Source organism: Paenibacillus pectinilyticus, from assembly GCF_001700435.1.
In the GTDB taxonomy this organism is placed as follows: domain Bacteria; phylum Bacillota; class Bacilli; order Paenibacillales; family NBRC-103111; genus Paenibacillus_E; species Paenibacillus_E pectinilyticus.
The window spans coordinates 1,012,132-1,032,919 of sequence record NZ_LYPC01000014.1; the positions used below are offsets into that span (position 1 = coordinate 1,012,132).

The 20,788-nt window shown below is 47.6% G+C and carries 10 protein-coding genes; 8 read left to right on the forward strand and 2 right to left on the reverse strand.

The annotated features are described in order from the left end of the window. Positions 1-40: 40 nt before the first annotated feature. Complete coding sequence (locus tag A8709_RS11210; RefSeq protein WP_065852428.1) at positions 41-3,100, reverse strand: rhamnogalacturonan endolyase family protein; 3,060 nt, start codon at positions 3,098-3,100, stop codon at positions 41-43. A 143-nt stretch (positions 3,101-3,243) separates the two neighbouring features. Between A8709_RS11210 and A8709_RS11215 the strand changes: the two genes are divergently transcribed. After that, on the forward strand, positions 3,244-4,110 hold the full coding sequence (locus tag A8709_RS11215) for an AraC family transcriptional regulator (RefSeq protein WP_065852429.1): 867 nt from the start codon (positions 3,244-3,246) through the stop codon (positions 4,108-4,110). Positions 4,111-4,329: 219 nt separating this feature from the next. Continuing rightward, positions 4,330-6,036: an extracellular solute-binding protein gene (locus tag A8709_RS11220; protein ID WP_084224829.1), complete on the forward strand. Its 1,707-nt coding sequence runs from the start codon at positions 4,330-4,332 to the stop codon at positions 6,034-6,036. Positions 6,037-6,176: 140 nt separating this feature from the next. Here the strand turns inward: A8709_RS11220 and A8709_RS11225 are convergent, their stop codons facing one another. Then, positions 6,177-10,391, reverse strand: coding sequence for a fibronectin type III domain-containing protein (locus A8709_RS11225; RefSeq protein ID WP_065852431.1), 4,215 nt, complete (start codon positions 10,389-10,391; stop codon positions 6,177-6,179). Positions 10,392-10,688: 297 nt separating this feature from the next. Between A8709_RS11225 and A8709_RS11230 the strand changes: the two genes are divergently transcribed. From A8709_RS11230 to A8709_RS11255, 6 genes are all read left to right on the forward strand, one after another. Then, positions 10,689-12,452, forward strand: a complete 1,764-nt coding sequence (locus A8709_RS11230; RefSeq protein ID WP_141692492.1) for a sensor histidine kinase — start codon at positions 10,689-10,691, stop codon at positions 12,450-12,452. 32 nt (positions 12,453-12,484) lie between these two features. Further along, positions 12,485-14,155 carry a response regulator transcription factor gene (locus tag A8709_RS11235; protein WP_065852433.1) on the forward strand — a complete coding sequence of 557 codons (1,671 nt, stop codon included), beginning with the start codon at positions 12,485-12,487 and terminating at the stop codon, positions 14,153-14,155. Between the two features lie 124 nt (positions 14,156-14,279). Next, on the forward strand, positions 14,280-15,179 hold the full coding sequence (locus tag A8709_RS11240) for an ABC transporter permease (RefSeq protein ID WP_065852434.1): 900 nt from the start codon (positions 14,280-14,282) through the stop codon (positions 15,177-15,179). A gap of 19 nt (positions 15,180-15,198) precedes the next feature. After that, positions 15,199-16,083: a carbohydrate ABC transporter permease gene (locus A8709_RS11245; protein WP_065852435.1), complete on the forward strand. Its 885-nt coding sequence runs from the start codon at positions 15,199-15,201 to the stop codon at positions 16,081-16,083. 35 nt (positions 16,084-16,118) lie between these two features. Continuing rightward, the gene (locus A8709_RS11250; RefSeq protein WP_065852436.1) at positions 16,119-18,188 is read left to right on the forward strand and encodes a beta-galactosidase; all 2,070 of its coding nucleotides are present in this window, start codon (positions 16,119-16,121) and stop codon (positions 18,186-18,188) included. A gap of 63 nt (positions 18,189-18,251) precedes the next feature. Beyond that, positions 18,252-20,771: a hypothetical protein gene (locus A8709_RS11255; protein ID WP_065852437.1), complete on the forward strand. Its 2,520-nt coding sequence runs from the start codon at positions 18,252-18,254 to the stop codon at positions 20,769-20,771. Positions 20,772-20,788: the final 17 nt, after the last annotated feature.

Consider the following 20,788-nt stretch of genomic DNA (forward strand, 5'->3'; position numbering starts at 1 on the left):
CAGATCGAGACTGGCTCGTACTGCATCCTTTTGTATTACACTATGGGCCTAAAGTAATCGAAGGAAGTACAGTATTCTGCGCGGGTAAACGATCTGTGAGCGAATCATTTTTGATATAGCCGATGCGGATCACAGCTCCCTGTGTAACGCCTAATGTGGCGTAAGGAACCGTTAGTTCTACTGTGGTAGCATTGCGTTCAAATTCCAGTGAGGTGCCCGTAGTTGCCAGATTTTTGACGTTACTCCAAGACCACCCGCCACCCAGGTTTTTGTAAACAATATTGTTCTCAATCATATATTCGGCGCCGCTTTTACTCCCCGTATTCGTCCATCCAGCGGCATTGTACCCCGTGAGAGGGTTGTTATCCGTGTCGATGAAGAATTGACCTTTGACATTCATACCCGTACCTTGAAGGAGCAGTTTGAGATTTCCGCCAGCACTTGTCGCTTGTAACACTTGAACCGTCGATGATCCGGATGCTAAAAGGGGAACATTACCCCAATCGCTGGCATTGCCATCAATCACGATCGAGACCGTCGCACTAGGCGTTGCGTTGACCGCAGTGGATTTCGAAGATTCTAAACTGCTTGTGTTCACGGCTGAGATTTGATACGCATAGGTCGTGCCATTCGTTAAGCCTGTATCCACATAACTTGGAGACGTGAGTGGGGTGCTATTCAGCTTCACATTATTCCGATACACATTGTACCCGGAAAGATTAGGTTCTGTATTGGAAGACCATGCCAAGGTTACTTGATTATTGCCTGCAGTAGCGGTGACACCTGTTGGCGCATTGGGTGCAGTAGGCGCATGTGGGCTAGAAGTGATGGTAGAACTCAACGCAGATTCATTGCCAAGCGTATTGACTGCAGACACTTGGAAATTGTAAGTCGTACCATTGCTTAGGCCTGTGCGCAAGTAGGTGAGACCGGACACAGGAGTCGTATTCAATTTCACACCATTCTGATACACATTGTACCCTGTTAAGTTGGTTTCCGAATTGGCAGCCCAAGAAAGTGTGACTTGACTGTCACCAGCTACAGCTGCAAGGCCGGTTGGTGCACTAGGAATCGCTGGAGCAGCTGGAATGGTGAAAGCGATCAAAGATCCTCCGAAATTCGCTGTCCGGAACCACGTCCAGATCGGCTTGCCTGCCAAACTGCTTGGAAACACATCGCTCGCATTAAATTCAAGCTCAGCTTGTGTTCCGGATTGTTTAAAACGAACAGGCCATCCATTGTTGCTAATCGTGGTTACGGGAAATTTGAACACATCCCCTTGCCCCTCAATATGTGGCGCTAGATACGCTTTATTCGCATTTTCAAAATAGATTCGTGCATCCGGTGTTATCGGCCAAGAGACGCCTTGCCAGCCAGTTGTTCCTTTCTTATCATTGTCAAAATAAATCATCTCGCCAACTAAGTTTAAGGTGGTATTGGCGTCAATCTTCATGAAAAATTTATCATTAATAAATTTGGTATAGATTTTGGTAATCCCCTTGGCATTGCTGCCGCTTGGATCATTGAAGATCGGCGTCTCATTCGTCCAATCGGTAAAGAGACCGTCGTTTTCGAAGCCACTGTACAGATCAGTTGCATGGACACCTGCTAAGGATGGAGCAGCGTAGGTGGACCCTTTGGCATCTAACCAAGCTTTGGCATTGCCATAGAAGTTGGTGAAATTCGTAGCGCCACTAACGTCATACCCCATGTAGTGACTAACATCCACAACTTGGTGCATCCATTTGTCCGTGGAAGCAGAAGGGATGGTGAAATCGCAAATAATGACATTAAATCCGTCATCTTGATTCGCCTGTGCATTGATATAGTCCTGCCAGAACCCGCCGAAGTTGTCGCGATTCCGATAGGTGGATGAGGCCGGGTTGGTGTTCCAATTCGCAGCGAATGCGGTATTTTCATCGTAGAATTTGGACCCGCTTGTGATGTAAGGATTGTAATACCACGACTCCGTGAGGAGGATATTAATGGCTTTTCGATATCTTACAGCGAATTGCGAGGTACCTTCATCTGGATTAAAGTACCAATAAGCGCGGTTGGCAGCGACAACTTTGGAGGGATCTACAGCTTTAACGGCTTCAACGAGCTCAACCATGCCTTGGGCCGTGAACCCGAAATTGCCTCGGGGTCCCCAACTTGTTGTCGGTCCTGCGCCGCCGACAGGGTCAGGGGTATCGACCGTATCCAAAAAGACACCGTCATATGCAACATCATGCTCTAATTTATCCGTCATAAAGGTGATGAGCTTCTTCCAAGATGGATCTCCCCCGTTGATGTAGCCGCCGCCATAAGTCAGATTGGTATCGGGACTGCTATCGCCATTCTTCCAGTAACCACCATATATATACCGAGAATCTGTAATCCAATTGGCAGTGGCGCCTTGTTGGTCCAGATACCAAGGCATGAGCCCGCTATTTCGCCATTGCAGCAAGCTTCCCGTCGAGGAGTAATCACTTGCGATGGACATGTTTGCATAATTGTTGTAGCCGGCATTATAAGTTCCGTCGGGGATGGCGCCATTTTCCACGTTGATATATTGCCCTTGTGCGTTATAATTCCAAGGGTTTGGACCATGTAAAGGGCCGCTTGGACCGCTGTAGTTGGCTGGAAGAAGTCCGACATCCTTCCCATTTTGAATAGTCATAGAGCCCGTAAAACCTGTAAAAACGCTGCTCGTAAGAAGCTCTCCGACGGAAATATAGGCCAGAACAATGACATCGTCCGCGGTACCCAATATGCCGTCTGTGCCACGCTTAATTTCATTCACCTGATTAGCCGTAAACGTTTCCAAATAATATTGACCTTTGTCAACGTTAATGATGCGAATCGTGGGCTCCAAAATAACTAAATTATACGTCTTAAGCGTGTCTAGCTGCGATTGCGTTGCGGTGTTCGTACCATACCAGATGGTAACACGGCTTTTCTCATTGAGACCTGGGACTTTGCCGTAAAAGGCATCCTTGCCAATTTGGATCGGTGCAGCTGAGGCTTGCTTGGGCAGCATAAGTGAGGCAGCAACGAATAGCCCTAGCATCAAGATGAGTAAGACGGACCGAACGTGACGTTGGTAATTCCACAACATCATAAACCACTCCTTCATTCAATTTAGTCGTCAACCATCTTTCACTATAAGTTACCCGCAGCGGGATTCGAATAGATAAAAACCATCCGTACATGGACACTTTCGTGATGCTTCACAATGAATGTGATAGAGGGGAGAGTCAGATGGAAAATCAGGTATTCGCATTGGACTTCAATCCATGGTGTGGGAATGGCGAGGCCGTGGTGTTATTTAGCGGCGAGCATCAGACAGAAGCATGTCAAGAAAGGGGACCGCAGGTGCTGGATTATTATTTGATGCATCTCGTTCTTAGTGGGAAAGGGAGATTTCAAACGAGAGGGAATACATTTGAGCTGCGAGCGGGGCAATGCTTTTTCATTTTCCCGAATGAGCTGACGAGTTATGCGGCGATGCCGGATGATCCATGGCATTATCGCTGGGTTGGATTTACAGGATCACGAGTGCAGCACATTTTAACCTCAATTGGTGTGACGCCTCATCATCCCGTGATTCATCTCAGTCATCTTCAACATGCCAAGTATCTGTGCACCCAAATTCAAGCCACTTTGAACCGTGGGGCAGCCTATTGTGATCTAGAGGCAACAGGTTATTTGCTCTTACTGTTCGCCGCATGCGGCCCTATCCGATCGATGGAGGGGGAAGATAAGCTTGCTTTGGTGAAACGACACATCCAAAAACAAGTAAGAGAGGCCATTCATGTATTGCATGAGCGTATGCCCGAGAAGGTTTCAATTGCTGAAATAGCGCTGAAAGCTGGTTATAACCCCTCGCATTTCTCGAAAATGTTTAAAAGCTGCACGGGCATGACGCCGAACACGTATCTTTTGCAGCTTCGCATGGAGCATGCGAAGCTGCTTTTGAAGAAAACGTTAACGATTCAAGAAATAGCTTCTCAAGTCGGATACGAGGATCCGCTTTATTTCTCAAGAAGATTTAAAGCGTATTTCGGATTCCCGCCTAACGTTTATCGGAAAATGCACGAAATGGCAGATAGCTATCACTTATTATAAACCTATTCCTAGAAAGAGGTTTTTCCAAGGTTTCTTCATTCATGGCTGCCAACTTTCATGTCTTGCTATCCCCCTCGAGCTTCTATTATCCTTAAGATAGACAAAGAGCGTAATAAAAGGCAAGGTTCGCAAGAATGTCCCGTTTCGAGCTATGCTCCGGTGATTCTATAATGAAAACGTATCCACTATGAATAAAGGGCCAACGAGGGGGAAATGAAAATGAATCATGGGAAAAAGTACGGGGCAGTCTCAGTAGGTTCAATTATGTTGTTATCGCTCATCGCAAGCGCGTGCAGCAATTCGACTGATCAACCAGAAGCATCCAAATCTGCAACAGCAACGGTGAGTCCAACAGCAGCTTCAACGGCGGCGGTGGCCGTAGATCCATTAGGGAAATATGATCCACCGATTGAGGTGACCACGGTTCGCTCTGTAGATGCTACGTTTAAGTATGCGGCTGGTGATTCGATCGACAGTAATATCTGGACCAAAATTTTTGAGCAAGATTACGGCATTAAAGTGAAAAATACGTGGGCAGTTGATGGCACACAATATCATCAAAAGTTGAATGTATCGATCGCATCCGGCGATATTCCTGATTTTCTCGAGGTTAATAAGGAAGAAATGAAGCGTTTATCGGATGCAAGGATGCTTGAGGACTTAACTAAGATTTGGGAGCAATACAGCTCACCATTTTTGAAAAGCATGCTGAATCAAGATGGTGGTGTCGGACTTAAAGCAGCTTCCATTGACGGCAAACTGTATGGGATTCCTCATACGTTCAGCAACGGAGGGATTAGTACAGCAGAAATGATTTACGTGCGTACCGATTGGCTGCAGAAGCTGAATTTGCCTGAGCCGAAAACGATGGATGATGTATTCAAAATTGCAACGGCTTTTGCCAAACAAGATCCAGACGGTAACGGGAAAGCAGATACGATCGGGCTTGCCGTGAATAATAATTTCTGGGATTACGGACACGGTTCACTGCGTGGATTCTTTAACGGCTATCATGCTGAAAGCGATATTTTCATCAAAAATGCAGCGGGCAAGCTCGTCTATAGTTCCATTCAACCGGAAATGAAAGCACCTTTGAAGAAACTACAGGAACTCTATAAAGATGGCGTCATTGATAAGGAGTTCGGCGTTAAGCCGCCAGCCAAAATTCAAGAAGATGTAGCAGCAGGTCGAGTTGGGCTCGCTTATGGCTACGTGTCAGATGGTGGTTTTATCCAAAAGGAAAATCATACGAAGGATCCGAAAGCACAGTGGAGAGCGTATCCGATCGTTTCGATTGACAGCCAGCCAGCTTCACCGCAGCTTTTCGATACAGCAAATACCTTCTATGTGGTTAAAAAGGGAGCTAAGCATCCTGAGGCTGCGATTAAACTAGCCAATATTTATATCAATCGTTTCTACGAGAAATCGTATGCACCTGATCCTAACCCTTTCATTACGGATGCCAAAACAGGCATTATGGCGGCGAAATATGCGCCAGTCACGATGGATGCGCTTAACACGAATTTGGATGCTTACCATCAAGTGCAAGATGCCCTTAAGAAAGGGGATGGCAGTAAGCTTGGCTTCCCAGCTAGTGTCCATTTCGATCGCATGACGAAGTTTAAAGCCGGTGATGATTCCATGTGGTTTGCCAACATGGTTATGGGTGATGGTGGCAGCTATAGTGTTATCGATCAGTATAACAATGCGAAGCTTGGGCAGTACAATCAATTCCTGGCTCCAGCTACACCGACTATGGCTGAGAAGCTGCCGACGCTAAAGAAGAAAGTCGCTGAAACGTTCACGAAGATCATTATGGGGGATTCACCTATCGATGATTTCGACAAGTTTGCTGATGAATTCCAAAAGCTTGGCGGAGATAAGATCGAGCAAGAAGTGAACGATTGGTACGCGAAAAACAAATAGGAAGAGGATAGCTACCCTGGAAGTAGAGAAATCTACGGAAGGGGTAGTTTTTTTGTGACTATCTCCACAATGGAAAAAGCAGGCTACCCCCTCAATCAAAGAGAGGATAGCCTGCTTTGTTCTATACCGTTCGTCTCATCTTACGGAGCTAAATACAGAACGACCATGCTTTTACTCGGGACTGTAAATTGCGTAAGTGCCTGTGTGCCATTCACAGTTGTATCTGTTACGGTAATCGGACGACTTACCTCGGTATCATCGTCAGTGAGATTCGGTGCGGTGAGCACCGTTTTCTTCTTTAGCTTGTAGCTGTTCTCGAATTGGAAGGTGAGATCACGTGAAGAGCTTGCATCTCGATTGATTAGGATGAGGTTAAGCCCGCCAGTAGCCGTTGTGATCGCATTCACCGTCAATGTGGTGTTCGCGTCCGTGAGCGCTGTTCGTGAACCGCTTGTTTCTGTTTTGACAACATTGGTGCCTAATGCTTGATTCATCAGTTTCAGCATATCGCCAAGTCCCGTCGTGTAGATATTGGGATTCGTCGTGCTGGATGCTTTGCGATACAAAACTCCCCACGGTTCGCCTCCCATGACGTGCAGTGTCGTTAGGGCAACATCTTGGCGATTATACATACGGTTAATAAACTCAGCAACACCAAGCGTTCCTTCTAGGTTGTGGGAATTAGTAGCGCTATCGGCAAGAGAGATCGCATTGTCACGAACCGGCCATACACCATGCTCGGAGATGTACGTCAAGATATGATGGGAACTGTTAAGCCGAGCAGGACTATTTTCCCAAGTCGTGATGTCCGTGTGAATATCGTTTAAATAATTATCAATTTCACTAAGAGGTAGGCCTAAATAGTAAGGATGGAATGTAATGTAGTCAATATCATTGCCAAGCTCTTGCAGCACTTTCTTGTGCCAGTCACGCCATTTGCCATTGCTATATTTGGGATCCCAAGCTGCTGTCGTGGCTAAAGCCGCAAACTTCGCGTTCGGATCTACGCGTCGCACCTCGCGTATAATTGCCTTGGAGCGTGCGATATACGTATCGACATCAAGACCAATATCCAGCTCATTGCCAAGTTCATAAGTGGCAACGGGAACCACATCAGGATGACCTAGGGTGATGCGTTGCTGTGCCCAGTTGGTGCCACCATTCGGATCATGAACACCGTCGCCCGTAAAGAATTCAGCTAAGTCAGCAGCATCCATCGCGGTTTCTTTCATCATGTTAAATGTCCAAGTGATTTTACGGTTGGCATCTACAGCTTTGGTGGAATTCAACCATTCCATGAGCCCGTAACGATTGATCTGAGGATTTCCCCAGACATTGGGATATTTTGGTCTGTTGGCTACAACTGCATCAAGAGAGAGCTTCCAATGAAACGTTTGCGAGTCGGAGCCTCCGAATCGAGCAAGTCCTAAGGGAATACCTTGCATTTGTGTGTAAAATTCACTGCGAATCGTATTGTCTGTTACGGTATCTGTTAAGAAGACGGATTCGCTTGATAATAAGTCGAAGTTTTCCCCTAAGAGATCTTTGGAGGCGGGTTTAACAATCTGACTTTCGTGAACAGTGACTTGAACGGGGGATAAGCTGGTCGTGACCACGACACTAGGCCCGCCAATCGTCCAATTTCCATTGCCATCTCCAGCTTCGATTCGGAAGGTATATGAAGTGATAGGGTCTAATCCAGTGACCGTATAGCTGGTCACATTGGATAAAGCTACGTTGGTTTGAACGATCTGGCTGCCATTTAAATAGCTTTTATATAGTTTATATTGCGTGATCCCTGTGCTGTCAGTTGCGCCACTCCAACTAAGTGTAACGGATGAACTGGTTAATGCACTCGACATGAGCGCAGGTGCTGTCCAGATTGGATCTGTTAAGGAAGATGTCGTGATATTTAAGGAAAGTGGACTCGCTGTCCAATTACCTCCAACATCCTTGGCTCTTACTTCTACATGATAAGATGTGCCTGTTGCAAGACTGGACAGAGTAACAGATGTTGTGCTTTGTTCAGGTTGGGCGGTACCATTCACGGACACTTGGTAGGTCAGATTCGTTGTATTGTCCGTTGCGGTATTCCAGTTCAACGCCAAGAAATCTTTGCCTTTGGCTGTTGCTTGCAATGACGACCCAGCTGGCCAAGTTGGCAATACGTTGTCGCTGACAAAAGGGATCACCAGTGTTGTTGTTTTGCCAAGATAAGTCGCTTTCAGGGAGACGTTGCCGCCTGTATTCCCGCCTGTAAAGCTCAGTAAACCATTATTCAAGGATGCTGAACCGCTTGTAATTTCCCAGTTGACGAGAGAAGACGTGGCATCGATGGCTGTTAATTGACTATCAAAGGAACCATTTAGTGTTAGGTCTTTGCTTAAATCCACGCTGCGACCAACCAGATAGTTGGTATTCGAAGTGCTCATTTGTAAGGAATCAGGAACTCGGGTGAGGAAGACATTATCCATATACAAGTCCCCGGATACCGTCTGTGTTGTGATTGAACTTTGAGGTCTCTGAATGAGAAAACGCAAGGTGTTGATATCTGTTGGCATCGTGACTATGTTCTGATAGGTTTGCCAATCTTGGTTAGATGGCAGGTTCGTAGCTAGATCGATCTTACCTTTGAACGTTGTAGATTGGAACGTATGGAAGATAACACTCGGTCCCTGAGAAACCGTATTCTGATCGGCGAGTTGTGAGGTCTTAAGGCCGAACGAGTAGTAATATTGTTTACCGCCGGTGACGGTAAAATATTGATCGTATGTCATTTTGACATTGGAACCAGGAAACAGAAAGTGGAGAGCGCTGTTGCCGCTTTGCTTCACAGCTGTTTGGACTTCGCCGATGAAATACCCACCACCGCCATTGTACCAGCCATTCAATGCACTTTCGAAGCCGCCATTTTGTACGAAATTATCGGTGGATCCAAGCGTTCTCGACATTATGGTGGGACCATCATTGGAAATGCCCGCAGCGGTCACGGCTTCAACTTTGAAGTGATAGAGGGTATTCCCTGTTAATCCCGTTACACTAAAATAAGGTTTGGATGCCGTCGTTCTGCCAATTTCAACCCCCTCTTGATAAATAATATATTGGGTAATTGTACTTGGATTCGCCGCTCCACTCCATGCGAGCGAGAGCGCACTATCGGTTTTGGAACTGGCCTTGAGACTTCGATCGGATATACTCCAGTTGTGTGTAATATCGGGAACAGTCAAGGTTTGCAGGGGACCAGTTGTACTCCAGTTACCGCCTTGATCACCTGCCTCAATCCGGAAAGTGTAATTGGCACCAGGTGTTACAGTCAGATCGTAGGTCGTACCTGCAGTCGTAGCTTCTGCATAATTATCTGCATACACCATATATTGTGTGACGCCTATATTGTCTGTGGCACCCGTCCAAGTCAAACGAGCTGTTGAAGCATCCGGATAAGTGATGATGAGAGTGGGATTCGTCCAAGTGGGGAGTGAGGCATCGTTAGGGTTCATCGTCAGATTGATCGTCTGCGTTGCGCCTAGATAGGAAGCCTGCAGCGTGACCGTTGCCCCATAGGATGTTCCTGTATAGACGACATTGCCGCCACTGATGGTGGCATTCCCGCTCGTGACCGCCCAGCTCAGATGTGAGTCGGAGGGAGCTATGGTAACGGGAGTCGCACCATAATTAGCGGTGATAGTCAAATTGGTCAAGCTAGCGGTGCCTGTTAACGTACCGCTCCCTGTGCGAGTAAGTCCTAGCGAAGTTGGTGCTAGAGCGAGGAAGGCATCATCGTAATAGACCGAGCCGCTTAGCGCACCGATCGGATTGAAACGTCCAATGAGGAATTTCAAGCTGTCTGCACCGGCAGGCATAACGAAGGTGCCGCTGACTTTCGTCCAATCTTGATTAGGGGGTGTGTTCGGAAGACCGGCAGGGTGACCCGTCCACGTGCTTCCATTGTACGAAGATATTTTCATAGCAGGGAAATAATTAGCACCGTAAGTGGCATCCACCACAGAGGGGATCATGTTCTCTGATTTCACCCAGACCTCATAGTAGTAATTGGCCCCTGTGGTTACAGGCTTCACATCATTAAAGAACTGAAGCTCAGAATTTCCAGTAAACGCAGCCTTGAAGGCATAATTGCCACTTCGTTTCACTGTGTTCTGAACACTAACGGTTGCTTGACTGGCGTTGAAGAATCCCCAACCATTCCAAGTCCCGTTCTCGAAGCCGGGGTTCGCCAGCAGATTGTCATTCGGAGATGCTGCATAGGCCGGCAATAACCGAATTGGAGCGGCGATTGAGAACAGGAGTGCAGCAACTAATGTGAGTGTCATGTATTTGAAATAACCGTGTTTGGACATTGGATGTCCCCTTTCTTTTGTGAAAATAGGATCCATTCCATGTGGCGTGCGTGTGAAGAATCAGATGTTCATTCGTTATGAATTGTCAATCATACCTCCTTCTTCTTAATAGTGATGGTAAGAAATCCCATAATCGGCATCTCTTATAGATGTCTATTATAGAGGGGGCATTTGGGCGCGAATAGGGGACAATTTTATCCTGCTTGCTTTTTATTGTCTTATGGACGCTGTATTCTATCCAACAAGGAGAATCTTTTGTATAGTGAGAAAAAGGATGTTGGAGTGGGGAGTTATGCAATGGCAGGGAGACAACGACGGTTCTCGATACTTGGTAAATTAATTGTTACCTTTTTAATTGTACTTTCCCCCATGTATCTGATCGGAACTCGCATTAACGAGTGGGGGGCAGATCTCGTACGGGGCGAAATTTCCAAATCACTCGAATCGCAAGTCCAGTTCTACCGGACATCGCTTGAAAATGAAATCGACAGAATGGGACGCATTCAACGCCAATATATGAACGATGAAGATCTGGAATCGCTCAGTATAACACCTGGCAGCTTGACGGAATATCAGAAGCTTGTGAATTTGAAAAGATTTCAACAACGCCTTGTGCTATTGAAAGAATCCAGCATGTATATTGAGCGGGCCAGTGTGTATATTCCGCCGATTAATAAAATAATTACCTCCTCAGACTTAGCGGACAGCTTGCCAAGAGAGCGCCTCGATCAAGTGAAAAAAGAGTCGCTTTCCCGCAAAGGGTTATTTTATCGCGACGATGATCATCTTTATCTGCGTGAGTATTATCCAAATAATCAACTGGCGGAAGGGCGCGACCCCATGTTCGTGCTGGAGGTGGAGTTGTCCATGTCAGCGATGCAAACCTATTTGGCACAAATTTCCAACTATGAGCAAGGGGGCGCAGCGATCATCAGCGAGGATTGGGATATCGTCCATACGCAAAATAACGAGGCTTACTCACTGATCAGTCAAACGGTTAGGAAGCAAATGTCAGACACGACTTCGTTAAGGGCTAAGAGCGCTAACGAGTTGATCAAAATCGGTAATCAGCGACTTCTTACTGTGTCTACCTATTCACAGGCCTTGGACCTGACGCTGGTCGCTTTTGTGCCAGAAAAGGCTGTTATGGGGCCGCTTGATCACTATCAAGTGTACTTATATCTCATTTCATTTTGCGCGCTGATCGTCATCATTTTCTTCTCGCTGTATGTGTACCGGATTATTCATCGTCCGCTCAGCAGGCTTGTCCGCGCTTTCCGCAAGGTGGAATCTGGCGATCTGCAGGTCGAGCTAACCTACAAGAGCAGCGATGAATTTCATTATTTATATGCCCAATTTAATAACATGGTCGCCAATTTGAAGAAACTTATTTTTGAAATCTATGAGCAGAAAATCCGCACCCAACAATCTGAATTGAAGCAGCTGCAATCGCAAATCAATCCGCATTTTTTATATAACAGCTTTTATTTGCTTTACCGGATGACGAAAGCGCATGATTTTGACACGTCAACGCGATTCACGAAGTATTTAGGTGATTATTTCCAGTACATGACGCGTAACGGCAGTGAAGAAGTCCCGTTAGAGCGGGAGATGAGTCATGTTCGCTCTTTTGCGGAAATTCAAAGCATCCGGTATATGAACCGAATTTCCTTTGAGATGGAACCTTTGCCAGAAGCGTGCAAACAGGTTATTGTGCCAAGACTCATCCTGCAGCCTATTGTGGAAAATGCGTATCATCATGGCTTTGATCAGGATCATCATGAACGCCATTTGCAGATTACAACCACATGCGAAGAAATCAATGAGGGAGAAATGCTCGTTATCATCCATGTGGAGGATAATGGGAAAGGGATGACGGATGAGGAGACTCGCGATTTCCATGCCAAAACACAAGAGGGGCAAGCGCCCGAAGAAGTGACGGGCATGCTGAACGTTCACCGCCGTTTACAACTGCGATTTGGAGAGAAGGCAGGAATTCGAATTCAACAGCGTGAGGAAGGCGGACTGATTGTCTCAGTCGTTATTCCAGTTGCTCGATAGATTGTTCAATTTGTCAAAGAGGACGTGATTGTATGCTAACGATGATGATCGTTGACGATGAACCGCTGGCCGTTCATTATTTGACGGAAACTTTGCTAGAACTTGAAGATATGGATTTCCAAATTGTGAAAGCCCACGCTGGCAAGGAAGCCATTGAGAAGATGGAAGCGGGCAAAATTGACATCTTGCTCACCGATATTCGGATGCCAGGCATGAGCGGGATGGAGCTAGCGGAGTATACGCGCAAAAGGTGGCCGCGCTGCCGTATCGTGTTCTTAACGGGCTTTGATGACTTCGCTTACGCACAGACGGCGATTCGCAATGGGGGGATCGACTTCGTGCTCAAAACGGAAGGCGACGAAGCCATTATTCAAGCTGTGCACAAGGCGGTGCAGGACATTGAGATCGAAATCGATCGCGAAGAGATTTTGAAGCGCTCGCGTGAGCAGCTTCAGTCGGCATTGCCAACGATACGCCGCGATTATTTGCGACAGCTTATTCAAGGCGAGTCGGAGGCGCCTGCGGTGCGAGCTCGACGCTTCGAGGAGCTCGGCATTCGGCTCGACGCAGAACGGCCAATCCTCCTTGTCATCGGACGATTGGATGAGTGGGGCTCCTTCGCCGCACCGTCGGATCAGTCGCTTTTGTTTTATTCGGTCCATAACATTGCAGACGAATATTTGAATGGCTCCTTACAAATGATAGCGCTTCCGTATGACCGCAATCGGTTTATTTGGCTCGTTCAGCCTAGCGAGTCTATAGCGGAGCAAGATGCGCAAGAGCAGGCTCTTCGCACGCTTGCAGGTGGCGTCGAGCTTGTGCAAGCGGCCTGTCGCCGTCACCTGAAGGTGCCGGTCTCCTTCATGATGGCCGCAAGCTTCTGCCCTTGGGAATCCCTGATGCAGCGGATTGAGGTCCTGAAGCTGCAGCTTGCCTATGGCATCGGCAAGGACCAAGAGATGATGCTGACCGAGCAGCGCAGTGAAGAAAAGGAAGAACTGCGCTCCAGCAAGCAATTCTATGAGGAGCAGGATCTGCGCATCCATTTGCGCAAAATGGATTTGCTGGAAACCTACTTGGATAACGGGGAAAAGGAAGGCTGCGTGTATCTATTTGGTGAGATCGTTAAGGCGATCAACCTGCTTTCGCGCAACGATGCAGGGGAGGCGCTTGCCTATGAAGCATTCTCGCAGCTTTCTGCCTTCCTTTTGACGTATATCAACAAGCGCCATTTAATCAATCAGCTCGGCGAAGCATTCCGAATGGAGCAGCTGCTGAATCCTTTTCAGCATAGTAGTACCGTGGAGGGTATTCAGTTTCTGGGAGGCATTGCCTTGTCGCTCGCGGATTATCATGGGCTGAAAAAGGCAGAACGCACCACCGATATGATTGGGCAAATTCAGCATTACGTACATGCTTTTCTCCAAGAGGAGCTGTCGTTAACGCGCTTGGCGGAGCATGTGTATTTAAGTCCGCCTTACCTTTCCCGCATGTATAAACAGACGACAGGTCAGGGGCTGTTAGACTACATTACGGAGGTGCGAATTCAGAGAGCAAAGACGCTGCTAATGACTACAGAGCACAAAATCCATGAGATTGCGACCATGGTGGGATTGGAGTCTGCCCCTTATTTTACAAGGCTGTTTAAGAAGGTCACAGGCTTCACACCACAGGTATATCGCGACTCCAAATTATCTGGTTAATATAAAGCAAGACCCGCAAAAATGTCCCGTATCGGTAGCCTGTTCGTTAATTTTATAATGAAGACATGGAAGAGGTTGGCGATAATCCAGCTTCTTTTTTTATATCCGGTAAGGGGGAGAACAGATGAATAGACTAAAATGGAAAGCACAAATGCCCCTGCATTTGATGCTCATTCCCGGATTAATAGCCATCCTCATTTTTCAGTATTATCCGATGGCTGGCATCGCAATTGCGTTCCAGAAATACATGCCGACACAGGGGTTGTTTCATTCCAAATGGATCGGGCTCGATAACTTTCGTTACGTGATGGAGCTGCCAGATTTCTATCGCGTACTTTGGAATACGATCTATATTGCCTTGATGAAAATTATTGTAGGTCTGATCGTTCCGATTATTATCGCGATTCTGCTCAATGAGATCGGAAAGAATGCTGTGAAACGTCTCGTTCAGACGCTGGTTTATCTGCCGCATTTCCTCTCGTGGGTCATTCTAAGCGGCATCTTGCTGGATATTCTTTCGCCCAAAGAGGGAATCGTCAACGCTGGTCTTCGGGCCTTAGGGATGCAGTCGATTTTCTTTCTAGGCAACAATCACTGGTTTCCGTTTACGCTGGTACTAACCAATGAATGGAAGGAGTTCGGCTTCAGTACGATTGTGTATTTGGCCGCAATTCTTGGTATTAACCCTGCGCTGTACGAAGCAGCGACGATGGATGGCGCCAATCGATGGAAACAAACGCTGCACATTACACTGCCAGGCATGGCTCCGATTATTGTTTTGTTGGCAACGCTCAGTATCGGGAATGTATTGAATGCAGGTTTTGATCAGGTGTTTAATTTGTACAGTCCGATCGTCTATGAAAGCGGAGACATTATCGACACCTTCGTATATCGAATCGGGATGATCGACGCACAATATGGCGTTGCGACAGCTGTGGGGCTCTTCAAATCGCTCGTTTCCCTTATTCTTATCGCACTTTCGTACACAATGGCTTATCGCTTTGCGAACTATCGCATTTTCTGAGTAAAAGGGGGGATTCAAGATGATCAAAACTACGAACTGGGGTTATAAAGGGTTTACAATTGTCAATTATATCTTTCTTATTGGTTTATCAGTCCTCTGCATACTGCCATTGATTCATCTGCTAGCGATGTCGCTTAGCTCTAATAATGCCGTAGCGACAGGCTCAGTGACCTTCTGGCCTATTGACTTTACTTGGAAATCGTATCAATTCATAGTTGAAAAACCGGAATTTATGACTTCTTTTATCATCTCGATCAAAAGGGTCGTGTTAGGCGTCTTCGTGAACATGGTGCTGACGATTCTGGTGGCTTACCCGCTTTCCAAGGAAGCGGCAAGCTTCAAGGGTAGAACACTGTACGTGTGGATTTTCGTGTTCACGATGCTGTTCAGCGGGGGGATTATCCCGCTTTACATGACGATGCGTTCACTCGGCTTATTAGATACGATTTGGGCATTGATTTTGACAAGTGCTGTGCCTGTATATAACGTTGTAATCTTGTTGAACTTTTTCCGGGCGCTGCCCAAAGAGTTAGAAGAAGCAGCTCTTATGGATGGCGCTGGGCAGTGGCGAATTCTGTGGAGCGTTTACTTGCCATTGTCTACCCCATCCTTGGCAACCCTAACATTGTTTGTAACGGTTTCCCATTGGAATGCTTGGTTTGATGGGATTCTATTCATGAATTCACCGACCCATTATCCGCTGCAAAGTTACTTATATACGGTCGTGGTAGGTTTGGATACGTTGATCAAAAACAATACCGATTTGGAGTTATTGGCCCTCATCTCCGATCGCACGGCGCGTGCCGCGCAAATCTTTCTGGGGGCGCTACCGATCCTCATCATATATCCGTTCTTGCAGCGGTATTTTACGAAGGGCATTATTTTGGGCAGCGTGAAAGAATAAGTCAGCTATAGGCATCGCGAAGGAGAGAGAATGAAATGGCGGAGTCGTTACAACTAGGCAGTCAATTATTTATCAATAAAGATGATACCGAGGAGGCAGTGCGCAATTGGGTTCGAAGTATGGGGGAACATGGACTTACGCTCATTCGGTTGTTCATGATCTGGGAGCAGCTTGAACCAAAGGAGGGGCAGTGGCGATTCGAAGTCTACGATGCTTGTTTCGATGAAGCGCAGCGTTGCGGGTTGCAAGTTATACCGACCTTAATGTCCATCAGCCCTCCCGGCTGGATGCATATGACCGATGGCCCGCAATCTGTTGCGGAATTGGAAGACCCTGCCTATCGGCTGAAGGCAAGTCTGTATATGGAAAAGGTCGTTACACAATATGCCGAGCATAGTGCTCTACATTCTTGGATTTTATGGAATGAACCGACCCGGTATTTGACGAAAACGAAGCTAGCCATGCATGCCTACGCTGGCTATGTGAACGCGCAATTCGGAACAGTTGAAGCCTATAATCGGCATGCATATACCCAATATGCCAACTTTGAGGAGCTGGCGGACGATCATGACGAGCGTTCTTCTCTGAACACACAGCCGTTCCAATCGTTCGCAGAGCGCTTAATGTGGACACGATTTGCCGTGGCGTCGTTGAATAAGGAGTTAGCGTGGATTCGAGATGAGATCCGGAAACATGGATCTGAGCATCCTGTACACACAAACCCGCATAACTTAGGTGCGGAGATGCAAGCAGGGGGGCAGTCAATCTGGCAGCAAAGTGAAATTGTTGATTTCTTGGGCTGTTCAGCGCATCCCATGTGGCATTCGCTGCGGTTCCCGGAGCGGCGCTTTGGTCAGTCGGTCGCGTTCTTCGCCGACTTGATGAAGAGCGCAACACGTCACCCTGAAGGGAAGTTCTGGGTGACGGAGCTGCAAGGCGGACTCACGCTGTATTCGGCGGGTCAGGCGTATACGCCATCCAAAGCGGTAATCCGCGAATGGATGTGGGAGGGCTTCGGCAGCGGCGCGCAAGCCGTTGTGTTCTGGTGCTTCAACGCCCGTAACTCGGGCTATGAAGCAGGGGAATGGGCTTTGCTCAATCCGTGGGGCGGCACGTCGCCGAGGCTGGAAGCTGTGCAGGAGACCGCAAGTCTGATTGCGGCGCATGCGCCTTTATTTGAGCAAAGCCGAAGCGAAAGTGCGAGGGTCATGCTGTTGTACTCGGAAGCCTCCTGGGCGCTGGGCGCGGTAGAAGGCTCAGGTCATGATGCGAAGAATCCGCGGAATGAGAACCTATACGGCGATGCGATGGCAGGAGCGTATCTGATGTTCTCTGATTTGTCCGCAGAGGTAGCCTTCATTAATGAGGAGCGTTTGATCCGGGAAGGCATTCCGCAGGATGTGCAGGTGTTCGTACTTCCGAACACGATTGTGCTGGGGCTAGCGGAGATCGAAGTTTTACAGCAATTCGTGGCTCGTGGCGGCCTGGTTATTGCGGATGGGCTCATCGGAATGAAAGATCGCAATGGGAAACTGAATCCGGAGACGATGCTCGCCGCATCGGAACTGCTCGGTGCGCAGTTCGAAGATGTGGTGACGGAGCTCGATCCATTTTCAGTGACGAATGGCACGGAGGAAAGTTCTGAGTGGCCAGGTTGGTTCTATCGCCTGCCGCTGAGGGCATTGGAGGGGGCTGAAGTACTTGGTCGTTTCTCGGATGGCAGCCTTGCAGGTGTGCGAAGTAATCGTGGCTCAGGTCAGGTGATTCGAATAGGAACGAGTTTTTTCCAACATTATTTTGCTAAGCCAGATCAGAGGCTGCTATCTCTTCTTCAGGAAATGGCAGGAGAGCGATTATATGGTTGTGTGAAACTGTTGAACAGCCATGCTTTGCTGCGACTGCGTATGTTGAAGCATCCAGACGGAGCGATCCTTATTTTGATTAATAAGGGAAATGCAGCCAGAGCAGACCTTCGCGTATCTGTCTCAGGTCAGATCTCAAGTCTTACTGATGAGCGTGAACCGATTGACGTAGAAGCTGGAGAGAGTCTGTGTTGGGAAATACCGGCGAATGAGGTGGCTGTCCTCTTTTTTACAGAGAAGTAAGTTTGTTAAATAAGAAATTTATAAGCTTCAGTTAGTAGGAATCGTGTGTGAGGAGATGAAGGTATGGCGATAGATCAAGTTTCAACTAATCCAATGATAGATGACCAACGCAAGCTGCTTCACAATTCGTTAAGCCCCAATAAAAAGACACTCCAACGTGCTTCTTTAGAAATGAGTTTGAAGCCGTTCAAGAGCCTTGAGCCCTCCGCGATCGATGCTGTGTGTACAGAGGCGTTGCGCCAATGGCAGCCCCTATTGGAAATGGCCGAGACGGCATCCATGCTGCTGTGGGTTTCTGATGGCAGTGAGATTCTGACATGGAATGGGGAGCTGGATGACTCATTTGAATGGGCTCGATATGTGGGCTTTGCGAATGAAGAGATGTTCGGTCATGTCACGGATAAGAAAGACCCGCATATTGCACGGCTATACACCGAATCTCCTGTAACTTTCACGTATGGCGACCTGAAACGCGTCGTAGATGCATTCAAACGGATCGCAAGCGAGCAATTTGGTGTCCTGATGGAGGTTGGTGCCACGTTCGATGCAGGGCCTGAGTTCGCGTATTCGGATTTTAAATATAAAACGCACCCAGAAATAAATAAGGCGGAGATCGGCGGCAAGTATGTTTCTTTGAAAACACACTATACGGTCGTATGCAGTTGGTCGAAATTAAAAGCGGATCATGTCAGTTACGCTGCGTTTCCAGATGGAATACCCGAAGATTTACCGTTCGGCGAATTCCTAGGGAAGCAATGTGCGAGTTACTTGCCTGCGCTTGGGTTTGATTATATTTGGTTTTCAAATGGGTTCGCCTTATCCTATTTTCCTTGGACATATCTTGGCGCCAATTATGATGGGACGAATCTGGCTATCGCGGACTATGAGGAAGTAACGAGCAAAGTTTTATCGTTCTGGGACCTGTTCAAACAGGAGTGCCCGGATGTTCGGACGGAAACTCGCGGAACGAATTATGGCACGGGGATGGATCTCGCCAAGGATTATATTCCGATGCAAGACCTGTACGATAAGGGATATCTCGCCTACCCGCCGCCGAATTCACCATGGGGCGCACTGAATTATGATTTCGGCTTAGAAATCACAGGGTATTTGTCACGGATCGCAGAAGTGCCGAAGGATACGTATATGTATCGTTTTTATGCGAATGATCCGTGGTTCTGGCAAAATCCGTGGTTCGATTATTATGATCGTGAGCCTCACGATATTTATTGTCCGCTTGCAGCAGCGCGGATGAATTCTGATGGTGGTGTTGAGCTTCCAGGCGTCGTTCAAATTCTCACGATTGATACGGAAAATGGGGAACTGCAAGCCGAAAGTGCCGCAGAAATTATTCCGCACATTCGCAAAGCGTTCAAAGACGCGCCAGATCAACCTGGGTTAGTCACTTGGCTGTATCCGTTTCGTGAGCTGCATGATACGCTGCAAGCCGATAAGCAGGATACGGGGCGTGTATTCTTCCATGATTGGCTGATTCGAAATGCGATTAATGAAGGCTTACCTTTGAATACCGTATTGGGAACAGATACCTTCCGGAAGATGAGTGCAGAAGCGAAGAAAAAGTTGAAAGGCACGATCTTGCTTGTTTCCACCTTGGGATTAACGAAGGATCTGGCGTGGGAAATTGTAGCCCTTGTACAAACGGGTGGTCGAGTATTACTTTATGGCGATATCACGCAACCTGACTTGCTAGAAATGCTCCAGCTGGAGAGGATTCAGCCGTTAGAGGGTGATTTTGAGCTGAACATTTCATTAGAGCAGGATGAGGTAGGGGCAAGCGGACCTTCTCATGTGCTAAGGCACCGTGCCGATATCGGGGATGGCGGATTGAGCTTATCTCTAAGAGCCGATGTCGATTCGTGTACACATGTACATGCCGTGGCTGCGCAAAATGGGGAAGAGCGCGTCTTTGCTGTTTCTCGAAGTGAAACGGGTTGGGGGGGCGGCCGCATCGGTTGGATGCGAGGGTCGTTACCGTTCCAACCAGCGGGCGTCACGCATCTGCCTCTTCGGCAGGAGGAAACCTTTTATGATTCTTCGGTGCTGCTGCGCTATATGCTCCAGCCGTTCGGCTACCAGCTCTCTCAAAAGAAGCAAACAACGGATTCGCAATCTGCGCTTCTGTTCATCTCGCGTCATGAGAATGCGTACTGGTTTACAGGCTGTAAACAGGATTCGACGGTGCAATTAGAGCTTGGCCTGCCAGAAGGTGTTCCCTTATTTCCAGGACAATCGGTTCAACTTGGCGGCGAAACAGGACTGTATGCGCTGGATCGTACCTTCCATGAGGAATGTCGCATTGTCGTATCGCAATCCGCGAAATCGAAAGTGCTGTGTCGGGAGAATCAAGCTTTCCCAACATGGAACCGTCAACCGAGTCGGAACCTGACTGTTTGGCATTTAAACGATGCTAATGTGACCTTGTTCCCACCCGTAGAGGCCATTGTTGGCGGAGTTGTGGAAATTAGGTTAAATGAGAAGGAGTATCTAGATATTACGCATGCTTTCCAAGAGGATCGTATTTATCTAGAGGGAATTACAGGCCGGATAGACGTACTCTGGTAATCACTGTTGAAAAGGGG